Here is a 13,181-nt window from a genome sequence, read left to right on the forward strand (position 1 = left end):
TTTCCAACGGCCCGTACAGGGCCGCTTTTTGCTCATTTTTTGCGCACCGCAGCATCGATAATGTTTGCATCGCGCGCGCGACTGGCTTATAAATGTAATCGATTACATTTTGTTGAAAAGCGCCATGCCTGCAGCCGTTCCATCTCCTTTGCCGACAGAAACCGTCTCCATCAGCGCCGTCGCCGCGCATGCGGGCGTGTCGGTGGCCACCGTCTCGCGCGTGATGAACGAGCAGGCGGGAGTGCGGGCGCCCACGCGCGACAAGGTGCTCGCTTCCGTGGCCGCGCTCGGCTACCGCATGAACCACCTGGCGCGCAGCCTGCGCACGGCCGAGAGCCGCATGCTGCTCACCATGGTGCCTGACGTGGGTAATCCGTTCTATGCGCAGATCGTGCGCGGCATCGATACGGTGGCGCGCGAACACGGCTACTTCGTGCTGCTGTGCGACACGGGCGCCGACGCGGGCCGCGAGCGCTCGTATTTCGACTTGCTGCGCATGCACCGTGCCGATGGCGCCATCTGCCTCGATCCGGACACGGTGCAGCATGCCCTGTCGCATGAATCCGTCACCCTGCCGTGGGTGGCGTGCTGCGAGTTCGACCCCGCCGTGGCCGTGCCCTATGTCGGTATCGACAACCACCGGGCCGCGTCCGACGCTGTCGCGCATCTGCTGTCGCGCGGCCATACGCGCATCGGCCTGATCAATTCCGATGAGCGCTATCTGTACGCGCGGCAACGCCAGCAGGGCTACCTGGACGCCCTGGCGGCGGCCGGCTTGCCCGTGCAGCCGCAGTGGGTGCACACGGTGCAAAGCCTCGATTACGAAGCGGGCACGGCCGCCACGTTGCGGATGATGGCGCAGCCCGACGCACCGACGGCCATCTTTGCCGTGTCCGACACCCTGGCCATTGGCGTGCTGAGCGCACTGCGGCAGCTGGGCAAGCGCGTGCCGCAAGACGTGGCCGTCATCGGCTTCGACGATATCGCCATCGCCGCGCAGATCGATCCCGGCCTCACCACGATTGCCCAGCCGATGCGCGAACTGGGCGAGACGGCGGCCCGCTTGCTGCTACAACGTTTGGCGGACCCGGCGGCCAGTGTGCCTGGCGTGCTGCTGCAACACCAATTAATTCTGCGAGGGAGTGCATAGTGAGCGTTGCCGTCGGTTTCGAGGGGGTCTGCAAGGATTTCGGCCCCGTGCGCGTCTTGCATGGCGTCAGTTTCAGCCTGTCGCCCGGGCGCGTGTATGGCTTGCTCGGTGAAAATGGCGCCGGCAAGTCGACCCTGATGAAAATCCTCGCCGGCTATGAAGCCGTCAGCGAAGGGCAGCTGCTGATCGATGGCCAGCCCCAGCGCTTTGGCAGTTCGCGCGCGGCGGAGAGTGCCGGCATCGTGCTGATCCACCAGGAATTCAACCTGGCCGAACACCTGACGGTGGCGCAAAACATGTTTCTGGGCCACGAAAAAACGCGCGGCTGGCTGCTTGACGAGGCCGCCATGCGCGAAGAAGCGTCGCGCTATTTGAAACAGGTGGGCCTGGACGTGTCGCCCGACACGAAAATCCGCGACCTGATCGTCGCCGAGAAGCAGCTGGTGGAAATCGCCAAGGCCCTGTCGCGCCGCGCCCGCTTTCTGATCATGGATGAACCGACGGCCACCCTGACGTCGTCGGAGACGCAGCGCCTGTTCGCCGTGATGGCCCAGCTGAAAGCGGACGGCGTGACGATTTTGTATATCTCGCATAAGCTCGATGAAGTCGAGCGCAACACGGACGAGGTCATCGTCATGCGCGACGGACGTTTCGTCACGCGCGAACCGACGGCCAGCCTCACGCGCCAGCAGATGGCGAACCTGATGGTGGGGCGCGAATTGTCGGACATGTTCCCGGTCAAGGTGGCGTTGGCGAAAGACGCTCCTGTGTTGCTGAAAGTGGAGGGCTTGTGCGTGCCCGGCTGGTCCAGGGACCTGTCGTTCGAGGTGCGCGCCGGTGAAGTGCTGGGCTTTGCGGGCCTGGTGGGCGCGGGGCGCACGGAATCGTTCGAGGCCTTGTTGGGCTTGCGTCCGCGCAGCGCGGGCACGATCGAACTCAATGGCCGGCCCGTGGACATCCGCACCCCCAAGCAAGCCATGCAGAACGGCATGACCTACCTGAGCGAAGACCGCAAGGGAAAAGGTCTGCATGTGAACCTGGGCTTGCGCGAAAACCTCACGATGATGACGATGGAGCGCTATGCACGGCCGTGGCTCGATGTGGCCGGTGAAAAAGCGGCGCTGGCCAAGGCCGTCGGGGATTTCAATATCCGCACGGGCGACCTCGACAGCCGCGCGCGCATGCTGTCCGGCGGTAACCAGCAAAAGCTGGCGCTGGCGAAATACCTGCATTCGGACCCGCGTGTCGTCGTGCTCGATGAACCGAGCCGCGGCGTGGACGTGGGCGCCAAGCGCGACATTTACTTTTTGATCCACCGCCTGGCCGCCGAAGGGCGCGCCGTGATCGTGATTTCATCCGAACTGATCGAATTGATTGGCCTGTGCCACCGGGTCGCCGTGATGCGCTCCGGCACCTTGCAAGCCACCCTGTCTGCTGACCACCTGACTGAAGAGGAGTTGATTGCCCATGCAACCGGCACGCACTGATACGAGCGTATCCCCCCTGGCCCAATTTGGCGCGCGCATCAAGGGCTTTGGCCCCGTGTTGGGCCTGTTATCTCTGTGCATCGCGGGCACCTTGCTCAATGGCGACTTCGCCACCCTCGACAACCTGATGAACGTGCTCACGCGCACGGCCTTCATCGGCATCATTGCCGTCGGCATGACCTTCGTGATTATCTCGGGCGGCATCGATTTATCGGTCGGCTCCATGGCGGCCCTGATCGCCGGCTGCATGATCTATTTCATGAATGCGCTGGCGCAAGGCGCGGGCGGCGACCTGGCGCCGATCACCATGCTGGTGCTGGGCATCGCCATGGCCCTGGTCCTGGGTGCCGGATTCGGCCTGATGCATGGCTTGTTGATCAGCAAGGGCAATATCGAGCCGTTCATCGTCACCCTGGGCACGCTTGGCATCTTCCGCGCTGTGTTGACGTACCTGGCCGATGGCGGCGCGCTGACCCTGGACGCGACCCTGTCCGAGCTGTACAGCCCCGTCTACTACACGAGCGTGCTGGGCGCGCCGATACCGATCTGGATCTTTTTATTCGTTGCCGCGGCCGGCGCCATCATCCTCAACCGCACGACCTTTGGCCGCCACGTGCAGGCGATTGGTTCCAATGAGCAAGTGGCGCGCTATGCGGCCATCAATGTCGATAGAGTCAAGATCGCCACCTACATGCTGCTGGGCGTCTGCGTGGGCATCGCCACGGTACTGTACGTGCCGCGCCTGGGTTCGGCCACGCCGACGACGGGCTTGCTGTGGGAACTCGAAGCGATCGCCGCCGTCGTCGTCGGCGGCACGGCGCTGAAGGGGGGAGAGGGACGCATCGTCGGCACCGTGATCGGCGCCATCCTCTTGTCCGTGATCAGCAACATCCTGAATTTGACCAGCATCATCAGTGTCTACCTGAATGCCGCAGTGCAAGGCGTGGTGATCATCGCCGTCGCCTTCCTGCAGCGAGGCCGCAAATAAAAACACAGCGGCGTTCTGAAAGGGCAGCCAACGGGCGCCCACAACCTTGGAGGAGAGCAGCATGAAGAGCTTTATACGGGTAGCAGGGATGGCAGTGCTGGTGATGCAGGCATGGGCCTTGCCGAGCGCGCAGGCGGCGGAAAAACTGGTGGTCGGCGTGGCCATCCCCACGGCCACGCACAGCTTTACGTCGGGCATCGTCTGGTGGGCGAACCAGGCCAAGGCGGAACTGGAAAAAGCCCATCCGGGGCTGAAAATCATCGTCAAGACGGCCGCCACGGCGCCCGAGCAGGCGAACCAGTTGCAGGACATGTTGACGGTGAACAAGATCAACACCCTGGTGATCTTCCCCATCGAATCGGCCTCGCTGACGCAGCCTGTCGCGCAAGTGAAAAACAAGGGCGTCTACGTCACCGTGGTCGACCGTGGCTTGACGAACACGCAGTCGCAGGATGCGTATATCGCCGGCGACAACACGGCCTTCGGCAAGCTGCCGGCCGAGTACCTGGCGAAAAGCCTGAATGGCAAGGGTAATATCGTCGTGCTGCGCGGCATGCCGACCACCCTGGACAACGAGCGCTATGACGCGTTTTCCGCCGTGATGAAGGGCCATCCCGAGATCAAGGTCCTGGACGCCAAGTATGGCAACTGGAACCGCGACGATGCCTTCAAGGTCATGCAGGATTATTTGACGCGTTTCAAGCAGATCGACGCCGTCTGGGCCGCCGATGACGACATGGCCATCGGCGTGCAAAAAGCCATCGCGCAAGCGAAGCGGACGGACATCAAGCAAGTGTTCGGCGGCGCGGGTGCGAAGGGCGCCGTGAAAAAGATCATGGACGGTTCCGACCCGCTGATCGTGGCCGACGTGTCCTACTCGCCCAAGTTCATGTACGACGCCATCAAGCTGACGACGGAAGCGCGCCTGAAAGGTGATAAATTGCCGGCCAACACGATCATCCCATCGGTGCTGATCACGCGCGAGAACGCCAAGCAATTCTACTTTCCGAACTCGCCTTTTTAAATTCTGGGGTCAGACCCCCTCGCCCGCTAGCAATGACCTGTGCGTTAGCGGCATTGAGGGTCTGACCCCGGCTTTATCCAACAGGACATTGACATGAAAACCATCCAGGGCCCGGCCATTTTCCTGGCCCAGTTTCTCGGCGATGAAGCGCCGTTCGACTCGCTCGAGCACCTGGCGCAATGGGCGGCCGGCCTCGGTTACAAGGGCTTGCAGCTGCCGACGGCGCCGCGTCTGTTCGACCTGGAGCAGGCGGCGGCCAGCCAGCAGTACTGCGACGACGTGGTCGCCCTGCTGGCGCGCCACGGCTTGCAGGTGACGGAATTGTCGACGCATCTGCAGGGCCAGCTGATCGCCGTGCATCCCGCCTACGATGCGCTGTTCGACGGCTTTGCGCCCGAGCATGTGCGTGGCGACTCGGCTGCGCGCACGGCCTGGGCCACGCAGCAACTGCTGTGGGCGGCCACCGCTTCGCAGCGCCTTGGCCTCAAGGCGCACGTGACGTTTTCCGGCGCGCTGGCCTGGCCGTATCTGTACCCGTGGCCGCAGCGGCCCGCCGGCCTGGTGGAGACGGCGTTCGCGGAACTGGCGAAACGCTGGCTGCCCATCCTGGACGCCTTCGACGCCGCCGGCGTCGACCTTTGCTATGAGCTGCATCCGGGCGAGGACTTGCATGACGGCGTGACCTTCGAGCGCTTTCTGGCCGCCGTCAACGACCACCCGCGCGCGTCGATTCTGTATGACCCTAGCCACTTCGTGCTGCAGCAGCTCGATTACCTGGCATTCATCGACATCTATCACGCGCGCATCAAGGCCTTCCATGTAAAAGATGCGGAATTCAGGCCGAACGGGCGCCAGGGCGTGTATGGCGGCTATGCCGAATGGCAAGACCGGGCCGGGCGCTTCCGCTCGCTGGGCGACGGGCAGATCGACTTCAAGGCGATCTTTTCCAAGATGGCGCAGTACGATTTCCCGGGCTGGGCCGTGCTGGAGTGGGAATGCTGCCTGAAGCATCCCGAGGACGGGGCGGCCGAAGGGGCGCGTTTCATCCGCGAGCACATCATCCACGTGGCTGAACGCGCGTTCGACGATTTCGCGGGCAGCGCGGTGGATCAACATCAAATCAATCATTTGCTTGGCTTGAAATAAGGAAACGACATGCAGCGACGCTTACGGCTGGGCATGGTAGGGGGCGGGCAGGGCGCTTTCATCGGCGCCGTGCACCGTATCGCGGCGCGCATCGACGACCAGTATGAACTGGTGGCGGGCGCCCTGTCGTCCGACCCGGACCGCGCGCGCGACAGCGGCGCCGCGCTGCATTTGGCGCCCGAACGCTGCTACAGCGATTACCGCGCCATGGCGCAGGCGGAGGCCGCCAGGGCGGACGGCATCGAAGCCGTGGCCATTGTCACGCCCAACCATTTGCATGCACCGGTCGCCATGGCGTTCATGGAAGCGGGCATCCATGTGATCTGCGACAAGCCGCTGGGCATTTCTCTGGCGGAAGGGCAAAAGCTGGCGGCGCTGGCCGAGCAGAAAAATCTGCTGTTTGCGCTTACGCATACCTACAGCGGCTACCCGCTGCTGCGTCATGCGAAAGCGATGGTCGAGGCGGGCGAGATCGGCGAACTGCGCCTCGTGCAAGTCGAGTATTCGCAGGATTGGCTGGCCGATGCGATTGCGGCGGGCGGCATGAACGAAGGCAACTGGCATAACGACCCGCAGAAAGCCGGGCCCGGCGGCACCCTGCTCGACGTAGGGCTGCACGCCTACCACCTGGCGCAGTTCGTCAGCGGATTGACGCCGCAGGCCGTGCTGGCGGAACTATCGACGTTTGTTCCGAACCGTACCCTGGACGACCACGTGCAGGTGATGCTGCGCTATGCGAATGGGGCCAAGGGTACCTTGTGGGCCAGCCAGGTAGCGACCGGTTGCGAAAACACGGTGCGTCTGCGCCTGTTCGGCAGCAAGGCGCAGCTCGATTTCGACCAGGAACAACCGAACGAATTGTGGTGTACGCCGCAGGGCGGCAACCGCCAGCTGTTGCGTCCGGGGCGGGTCGACAGCGCCGCCGCGCGCCACGCCACGCGCGTGCCGGCCGGCCATCCGGAAGGGTATCTGGAAGCGTTTGCCCAGCTGTACCTGGATGCTGCCCTGGCCATCCGCGCCCTGCAGGCGGGCGCGCCCGTGCCCAGGGAAGCGAGCTGGCTGCCGACGGTGGCCGATGGCGTGGCGGGCCTGGCCTTTGCGGAAGCCGTGCTGCGCAGCCATGCGGCGGGCGCCAGCTGGACCGCGCTGGCGGACTGTTAAACTGGAGGCATGAGCGCGCCTCCCTTTACCATCACCATCGTCCCGCAAGGCTGGCAATTCCCGGCCGAAGCGGGCACGACCATCCTGGCTGCCGCCGAGCTGGCCGGCATCCGCCTGCTCAGTTCCTGCCGCAATGGTACGTGCCGCACCTGCCTCTGCCACATGCCGGCGGGCCAGGTGCGTTACACGGTGGACTGGCCCGGCATCAGCCCCGATGAACGGCTCGACGGCTACATCCTGCCCTGCGTGGCCGTGGCGGAAAGCGATCTCACGGTGCAGGCGCGGGCCGTGCGCAAGTAAGGCGTCGCCGTGAGTATCTGTTAGATTTTAACAATGTTTCTCATGCTATAACATTCAGTCCAGGTTTCCAGCACACCTCCATTGGGGAGGAAATGAAACCTCAACATGGACATTGCATGCGTACATTACTCCCTTCGCTGTGGCAGGCCGCCGCATTGCCGCTGGCTATCATGACTACCTTGTCCGCCTGTGGCGGCGGTTCCGGCAGTAGCGTTGGCGTGCCGCCTGGCTTGCAGGAAAAACCCGGCATGACCCTGTCGGCAGTGAGCGGCAGCTGCACCGCCCAGCCCGGCGCCACCTGCGACGATATCCGCGTGACAGTGCGTCTGGCCGATGGCGTGACCGATGCGCGTCCCCAGCCGCATGAACAACCGGCCAGCGGCACGGCTAGCGTGCTGCAGATGGCCGACCGCCAGAAGCAGGCCGATGGAAGCTGGCTGCTGACGTTCAAGACGCTGCCGAGCCTGGCGCCGGGCGTGTACACGGGCAGGATCGAGCTGTCCCTGCCCGCCACAGTGGGCCTCTACAAGACGGAAAGCATCGATTACAAGGTCACTGTCGCGCCGCTCGCCGGCAGCATGGGCGCGCTGCAGGCCTTGCCCGGCGTGGGCGACTGGGAAGGCGTGAATGGCAATGCCGCGCATACGGGCCTGGTGCCGGTCACCCTCGACAGCCGCCGCTTCACGCGGCGCTGGACCTGGCTGGGCCCCACTTCCCCGCGCGGCTTCGTCGGCAGTCCCGTGGTGGCTGCCAACGGCCTCGTGTATGTCAGCCAGCAGTCCGCCGCGCCGGTGGAAGGCAGCAGCACCAAATATGTGACCACCTCGACCGTGACGGCGCTCAGCGAGAGCGACAGCCAGGCGCGCTGGACCCAGTCGCTCACGTCGGATGGCTATCTGGGCGCGCCAGCCGTTGCGGGCGGCAAGCTGGCCATGGCCGGCAGCGATACCGTGTATGTCTTCGATGCGCTCGCTGGCGGCGCGCCGCTCGGCGTGCGTCCGCCGAATACGAATGGCGCGCTGCTGGGCGTTTCCCTGGCGACGGCCCCCACCTTTTCTGGCGGCAATGTCTACGTGGGCGGCAATAACGATATCAGCGGCATCGATGCGGCGGCGGGCCAGACCCGCTGGTCTGCCAGCCTCGGCTTGCCCAAGCTGGGCAACGTCAACGACTGGACGCCCGCCGTCAGTGGGGGCACGGTGTACAGCCATGCGGCAGGGACATTGACGGCGTTCAATATCGCCGATGGCACGGCCCGCTTCAGCGTGGCGGTGCCGGGTCAGGTGCTGGGCGGCTTGAACAAGAGCAGCTTGCGCCAGGCGCCCGTGCTGGCCGATGCGGGCAGTGTGCTGGTGCTCAATCAGCGACCGCCGGCCGGCGAGGTGGCGGATAATAGCCTGAGCCTGGTTGACGTGGATAGCCGCGCCGTGCGCTGGACGGTGCAGGGACAGTTCAGCACGCAGCCGGTGGTGGCGCAGGGCGTCGTGTACGTGGGCAACCAGGCCAGCCGGTCGCTCGAGGCGCGCCAGCTCGGCGATGGTGCGCTCCTGTGGCGCTGGCCCCTCGATACGGCCCTCGATGAGTACTTTGGCGGCGATCTGATCGTCACCGGCAATCTGCTGTTTGTTGGCGGGCGCAACAATACCTATGCGATCGACCTGGCCAGCCGCAAGGCCGTCTGGACCTACCGCATGGGCGGCAGCCTGGCACTGTCGCGCCATGGCGTGCTGTACATCCGCCAAGGTACGGATTTGCCCGGCAGCAGCATGGTCTTGACCGCCATCAACCTGCAGTAGCGGCTTGCCGCGCGGCGGCTAGGGCTTGCCCGGGCTTTTGAGCCGCTGCAGCAGCGCATCCACGCTGTCGCTGACGGGCAAGCCGTGGCGGCGCAGCAGCTGCACGTGCAAGACGAGGTTTTCCAGCACCAGCTTGGCCGCCACGGCCAGCAGGGCCAGGTTGCGGTCTTCCGGGCTGAAACTTTCCATGGCGTCGGCCATCTCGCACAGGTGGTTGGCGATCAGTCCGCGCAATTCCTGCTCGTTGAAGGGCAGGTCGGCAAAATCGATGGGATCGGCCACCTCCACTTCCTGCATCAGCACCGCTAGTTCTTCCGGGGTAATCGTCATGCCTGGCCTCCTTGTGTGCTTGCCGCTATTTTAATTGTATTGGCCGCAAAGCGGACTAGAATGAGTCGAGGCCGACGACGTCGAAGGGCAGCATGGCGCATCTGCATTTTACGCAACAACTGGCACGCTACCTCGACGTCCCCACGGTGGACGTCGATGCACCACGCCTGCGCGCCGCCCTCGATGCCGCGTTTGCGCAGCAGCCGCGCCTGCGCGGTTATGTGCTCGACGAGCAGGGCGCCTTGCGCCCGAACGTGGTGATCTTCATCGACGGCGCCCGTTGCCGCGAGCGGCGCGTGCTCGACGATGCCTTGCTGCCCGACAGTCAGGTCTATATCTTGCAGGCACTTTCCGGAGGTTAAGTATGGGACAAGGCATGGTTCAACGCGCGTATCTCGGCACTCGCAAGGGGCTGTTCCAGTTCGATGTCGATGCGGCCGGCGCCTGGCAGCTGGCGCTGGTGCAGTTTGCCGGCGATCCCGTCTCCATGCTGCTGCACGATGGCCGCGACGGTGCCGTGTACGCGGCCCTGAACCTGGGCCACTTCGGCGCCAAGCTGCACCGCCTCGACGCGGGCGCCAGCGCGTGGCAGGAAGTCGCCGTGCCCGCCTATCCCGCCAAGCCCGAGGACAGCACCGATACCGTGGACTGGACCTTGCGGCAAATCTGGTCGTTGGCGGCCGGCGGCGCGGATCAGCCCGGCGTGCTGTGGGCGGGCACCTTGCCTGGCGGCCTGTTCCGCTCCAACGACCGCGGTGAGAGCTGGCAGTTGGTGGAGTCCTTGTGGAACGTGCCGCAGCGGGCGCAGTGGTTTGGCGGCGGCTACGACGTGCCCGGCATCCACAGCATTTGCGTCGACCCGCGCGACAGCAACAAAGTGCTGGTCGGCGTGTCCTGCGGCGGCGTGTGGCAAACGCTCGATGGCGGCGCCAGCTGGGCCTTGAGCGCGACGGGCATGCGCGCCGACTACATGCCGCCCGAGCTCGATGAAAACGAAGCCGTGCAAGACCCGCACCGCATCGTGCGCAGCGCCGGTACGCCGGACGCGCTGTGGTGCCAGCACCATAACGGCATCTGGCGCTCGGACGATGCCGGCTGGCACTGGCAGGAAGTGACGACGGCGCCGCTGTCGCATTTCGGCTTTGCCGTGGCCGTGCATCCGCGCGATGGCGGTACGGCCTGGTTCGTGCCGGCGCAGGCGGACGTGCTGCGCATTCCCATCGACGGCGCGCTGGCCGTCACGCGCACGCGCGATGGCGGAAAAACTTTCGAAGTGTTGCGCGATGGACTGCCGCAGCAGCATTGCTACGACCTCATCTACCGCCACGGGCTGGCGCTGGCCGACGACGGGCGCAGTTTATTGATGGCGTCGACGACGGGCGGCGCCTGGTATTCGGGCGATGAGGGCGAACACTGGCAGACGCTGTCTGCCCACTTGCCGCCCGTTTATGCCGTCTGTTTTGCCACGCCGTAATAGCACAGGAAGATATCGACGGCCAGTTCCGCTACTTCGCGCTGGCGTGCCGGGCCCAGCAGGGGCTCACCCATGGTGATCTGCGGCCAAAAGGCAAAGGTTTTTAAAGGCGACATCAGCAGATGCGCCACTTCCAGGGTCTCGCCCGCCTTGATGCGCCCGTCTTGCTGCGCCGCGCGGATCCAGATATTCAGTCCCGTTTCCTTCTCATTCAGGCGCGCCACCATGGCTTGCGCCCGCTCGGGCGAGTGGATGGTTTCGCCAAAGATCACACGCGCCAGGTCGATGAAGGTGGGATCGCACAGCAATTCCATTTTCTGCTCGACCAGCGCCAGCACCTGCGGCCGTAGCGGCTGGTCGGCCACATAGGGCACGGCTGGTTGGGACACGCTGCTTTCCCACATGCGCTGCAGGATTTCCGCGAACAACTCGTCCTTGCTGGGGAAATGGTTGTACACGGTGCGCTTGGAAACGGCGGCGGAGGCAGCGATCCTGTCCATGCTGGTCGCATCAAAGCCGTGGTCGCGGAACTCGGCGATGGCGGCATCGACGATGGCGACGCGCTTGCGGTCGGTGAGGCGTTGCGGTGCGGCCATGGCTGAAAATCTCCTTTGAAAACAATATTTTACACCTCTTGGTTTACTTTGCCAGAAATAGGAACTACACTGTGTAGTGTAATTTAATCCTTGTTAATTCCTTGCCGGGCCATATATGCACTTGCACCGAGCCGCACGTCGTCTCTTCTTTCTGGGAGTCCTGATCATCATGAGTTCTTGCACCTTGCGCGCCGCGCCTGCCGCGCCCGCTGAATCCCCACAACGCCACGAAGGCAAGTTCCGCAATCCCGTGGAAATGTACAAGCTGGGCACGACAGCAACGCTCAAGCTGCTGTGGACATTTGTCTTTGATAAACCGGATAGCACGGTGCCGGCCGCGGCCGTTCCCGTGCAAGCCTTGACCCGGGCGCAGCTGCTGGCCGCGCCCGACAACAGCCTGTTTCGCCTCGGCCATTCGACCCTGCTGCTGAAACTTAACGGCGAATTCTTCCTCACCGACCCCGTGTTTTCCGAGCGCGCCTCGCCGGTGCAGTGGGCGGGACCGAAACGTTTCCACCAGCCGCCCATCAGCATCGCTGACTTGCCGCCGATCAAGGCCATCATCCTGTCGCACAACCATTACGACCACCTCGACTATGCCGCCGTGCTGCAACTGGCCGCCAAGACCGAACACTTCGTTGCGCCGCTGGGCGTGGGCGATACCCTCGTCGAATGGGGCGTACCGAAGGAAAAGGTGCAGCAGTTCGACTGGTGGCAAGGCACGACGATTGCCGGCGTGAAACTCGTCGCCACGCCATCGCAGCATTTCTCGGGGCGCGGCCTGTTTGACAGCAATCAAACCCTGTGGGCGTCGTGGGTCATCGACGCTCCGGACGTGCGCGTGTTTTTCAGTGGCGACTCCGGCTATTTCGACGGTTTCAAGCAGATCGGCGACAAGTACGGCCCGTTCGACATGACCATGATCGAGACGGGCGCTTACGACAAACTGTGGCCGGACGTGCACATGCAGCCGGAACAGACCTTGCAAGCGCACCAGGACTTGCGCGGCAAGTGGCTCATGCCCGTACACAACGGCACGTTTGACCTGGGGCTGCATGCCTGGCACGAACCGTTCGACCGCATCACGGGGCTGGCGGCCAAGCAGGGCGTGAACCTGGCCACGCCGCAGATGGGCGAGGCGGTCGACCTGGCGCAGCCGAAAAAAGGCGAAAAATGGTGGCTGGCAATGCTGGAAGAAGAGATGGCGCGGTAACGCTGGCTCAGGCCGTCACGTCGATCAGGCGTCCCAGGGTCTGGCCATAGCCGTTCAGCTGGGGCGTGCTTTTCGGTGCGGCCGGGGCCGCTTGTTGCGGCACGGCCACCTTGATCGCCTGGTCCAGCTGCGGTGCCTTGACGGCAGCCGGGGCATCGGCCTGCGCTTGCTGGCTGCTGCGTTGCGTTTGGCTCAGCGATTCCTGTTCCCGCGCCAGCAACTGGCGGCTTTGCGCCAGCTGTTCGCTGTCGCGCTGCACCTGGTTCTGGCCTTGTTCGACCCTGCGCTGCGCCGTGGCCAGCGAGGCTTGCAAGTTGTTGACGGACGTTAGCGATACCACATTGTTCACCTTTGAAAGTATGTCCAGGCGTACAGGGAAGGGAGGGGGCCCGGGCCATGTGCTGCACCAGACGCAACATGCCTGGCAGTAACCTTTACCTGAATCAAGAGTAGGACAAATTCTCGCACAGTTCCAGTCAATATGTTTTCTTGATAATGCTATCGCGCGCGCCCTGT

General features: G+C 64.1%; 14 protein-coding genes. 11 read left to right on the forward strand and 3 right to left on the reverse strand.

Features of this window, described 5'->3' with window-relative positions:
- The first annotated feature begins 124 nt into the window (after positions 1-124).
- The 8 genes from OPV09_RS02380 to OPV09_RS02415 all read left to right on the forward strand — a co-directional run bounded on the left by OPV09_RS02380 (position 125) and on the right by OPV09_RS02415 (position 9,052).
- The gene (locus OPV09_RS02380; RefSeq protein WP_338680402.1) at positions 125-1,150 is read left to right on the forward strand and encodes a LacI family DNA-binding transcriptional regulator; all 1,026 of its coding nucleotides are present in this window, start codon (positions 125-127) and stop codon (positions 1,148-1,150) included.
- Complete coding sequence (locus tag OPV09_RS02385; RefSeq protein ID WP_338680403.1) at positions 1,150-2,637, forward strand: sugar ABC transporter ATP-binding protein; 1,488 nt, start codon at positions 1,150-1,152, stop codon at positions 2,635-2,637. The genes OPV09_RS02380 and OPV09_RS02385 overlap by 1 nt, the downstream gene beginning before the upstream one ends.
- A complete protein-coding gene (locus tag OPV09_RS02390) occupies positions 2,618-3,625 on the forward strand; it encodes an ABC transporter permease (RefSeq protein ID WP_034752947.1) in 1,008 nt (335 codons plus the stop codon). Before OPV09_RS02385 ends, OPV09_RS02390 begins: the two co-directional genes overlap by 20 nt.
- A gap of 88 nt (positions 3,626-3,713) precedes the next feature.
- On the forward strand, positions 3,714-4,649 hold the full coding sequence (locus OPV09_RS02395) for a substrate-binding domain-containing protein (RefSeq protein ID WP_235194259.1): 936 nt from the start codon (positions 3,714-3,716) through the stop codon (positions 4,647-4,649).
- A 93-nt stretch (positions 4,650-4,742) separates the two neighbouring features.
- Positions 4,743-5,795: a sugar phosphate isomerase/epimerase family protein gene (locus OPV09_RS02400; RefSeq protein WP_070304483.1), complete on the forward strand. Its 1,053-nt coding sequence runs from the start codon at positions 4,743-4,745 to the stop codon at positions 5,793-5,795.
- A 9-nt stretch (positions 5,796-5,804) separates the two neighbouring features.
- Positions 5,805-6,956 (forward strand): Gfo/Idh/MocA family oxidoreductase, encoded by a 1,152-nt coding sequence (locus OPV09_RS02405; RefSeq protein ID WP_338680404.1) that lies wholly within the window; start codon positions 5,805-5,807, stop codon positions 6,954-6,956.
- Between the two features lie 9 nt (positions 6,957-6,965).
- Positions 6,966-7,256 carry a 2Fe-2S iron-sulfur cluster-binding protein gene (locus tag OPV09_RS02410; protein ID WP_072455873.1) on the forward strand — a complete coding sequence of 97 codons (291 nt, stop codon included), beginning with the start codon at positions 6,966-6,968 and terminating at the stop codon, positions 7,254-7,256.
- Positions 7,257-7,372: 116 nt separating this feature from the next.
- Positions 7,373-9,052: a PQQ-binding-like beta-propeller repeat protein gene (locus tag OPV09_RS02415; protein ID WP_338680405.1), complete on the forward strand. Its 1,680-nt coding sequence runs from the start codon at positions 7,373-7,375 to the stop codon at positions 9,050-9,052.
- Positions 9,053-9,070: 18 nt separating this feature from the next.
- Here the strand turns inward: OPV09_RS02415 and OPV09_RS02420 are convergent, their stop codons facing one another.
- On the reverse strand, positions 9,071-9,382 hold the full coding sequence (locus OPV09_RS02420; protein WP_046681950.1) for a hypothetical protein: 312 nt from the start codon (positions 9,380-9,382) through the stop codon (positions 9,071-9,073).
- A 92-nt stretch (positions 9,383-9,474) separates the two neighbouring features.
- Here OPV09_RS02420 and OPV09_RS02425 point away from each other — a divergent pair, with 92 nt between their 5' ends.
- Both OPV09_RS02425 and OPV09_RS02430 read left to right on the forward strand, forming a co-directional pair.
- Positions 9,475-9,744 (forward strand): MoaD/ThiS family protein, encoded by a 270-nt coding sequence (locus tag OPV09_RS02425; RefSeq protein WP_338680407.1) that lies wholly within the window; start codon positions 9,475-9,477, stop codon positions 9,742-9,744.
- A 14-nt stretch (positions 9,745-9,758) separates the two neighbouring features.
- Positions 9,759-10,856, forward strand: coding sequence for an exo-alpha-sialidase (locus OPV09_RS02430; protein ID WP_338680408.1), 1,098 nt, complete (start codon positions 9,759-9,761; stop codon positions 10,854-10,856).
- Here OPV09_RS02430 and OPV09_RS02435 read toward each other — a convergent pair.
- Positions 10,829-11,452, reverse strand: coding sequence for a TetR/AcrR family transcriptional regulator (locus OPV09_RS02435; RefSeq protein ID WP_338680409.1), 624 nt, complete (start codon positions 11,450-11,452; stop codon positions 10,829-10,831). The two genes, OPV09_RS02430 and OPV09_RS02435, sit on opposite strands and share 28 nt — an antisense overlap.
- A gap of 169 nt (positions 11,453-11,621) precedes the next feature.
- Here OPV09_RS02435 and OPV09_RS02440 point away from each other — a divergent pair, with 169 nt between their 5' ends.
- Positions 11,622-12,665, forward strand: a complete 1,044-nt coding sequence (locus tag OPV09_RS02440) for an MBL fold metallo-hydrolase (RefSeq protein WP_072455865.1) — start codon at positions 11,622-11,624, stop codon at positions 12,663-12,665.
- A 7-nt stretch (positions 12,666-12,672) separates the two neighbouring features.
- Here OPV09_RS02440 and OPV09_RS02445 read toward each other — a convergent pair whose 3' ends face one another.
- A complete protein-coding gene (locus tag OPV09_RS02445) occupies positions 12,673-13,005 on the reverse strand; it encodes a hypothetical protein (protein WP_034753595.1) in 333 nt (110 codons plus the stop codon).
- Positions 13,006-13,181 lie beyond the last annotated feature (176 nt).

The organism is Janthinobacterium sp. TB1-E2 (assembly GCF_036885605.1).
GTDB classification, from domain to species: Bacteria; Pseudomonadota; Gammaproteobacteria; order Burkholderiales; family Burkholderiaceae_D; genus Janthinobacterium; species Janthinobacterium aestuarii.

What these genes read in the sequence shown, in the direction of transcription:
- OPV09_RS02380 (WP_338680402.1), top strand. Translation starts at nt 125, where the DNA reads ATGCCTGCAGCCGTTCCATCTCCTTTGCCGACAGAAACCGTCTCCATC.
- OPV09_RS02390 (WP_034752947.1), top strand. Translation starts at nt 2,618, where the DNA reads ATGCAACCGGCACGCACTGATACGAGCGTATCCCCCCTGGCCCAATTT.
- OPV09_RS02395 (WP_235194259.1), top strand. Translation starts at nt 3,714, where the DNA reads ATGGCAGTGCTGGTGATGCAGGCATGGGCCTTGCCGAGCGCGCAGGCG.
- OPV09_RS02400 (WP_070304483.1), top strand. Translation starts at nt 4,743, where the DNA reads ATGAAAACCATCCAGGGCCCGGCCATTTTCCTGGCCCAGTTTCTCGGC.
- OPV09_RS02405 (WP_338680404.1), top strand. Translation starts at nt 5,805, where the DNA reads ATGCAGCGACGCTTACGGCTGGGCATGGTAGGGGGCGGGCAGGGCGCT.
- OPV09_RS02410 (WP_072455873.1), top strand. Translation starts at nt 6,966, where the DNA reads ATGAGCGCGCCTCCCTTTACCATCACCATCGTCCCGCAAGGCTGGCAA.
- OPV09_RS02415 (WP_338680405.1), top strand. Translation starts at nt 7,373, where the DNA reads ATGCGTACATTACTCCCTTCGCTGTGGCAGGCCGCCGCATTGCCGCTG.
- OPV09_RS02420 (WP_046681950.1), bottom strand. Translation starts at nt 9,382, where the DNA reads ATGACGATTACCCCGGAAGAACTAGCGGTGCTGATGCAGGAAGTGGAG.
- OPV09_RS02425 (WP_338680407.1), top strand. Translation starts at nt 9,475, where the DNA reads ATGGCGCATCTGCATTTTACGCAACAACTGGCACGCTACCTCGACGTC.
- OPV09_RS02430 (WP_338680408.1), top strand. Translation starts at nt 9,759, where the DNA reads ATGGTTCAACGCGCGTATCTCGGCACTCGCAAGGGGCTGTTCCAGTTC.
- OPV09_RS02435 (WP_338680409.1), bottom strand. Translation starts at nt 11,452, where the DNA reads ATGGCCGCACCGCAACGCCTCACCGACCGCAAGCGCGTCGCCATCGTC.
- OPV09_RS02440 (WP_072455865.1), top strand. Translation starts at nt 11,622, where the DNA reads ATGAGTTCTTGCACCTTGCGCGCCGCGCCTGCCGCGCCCGCTGAATCC.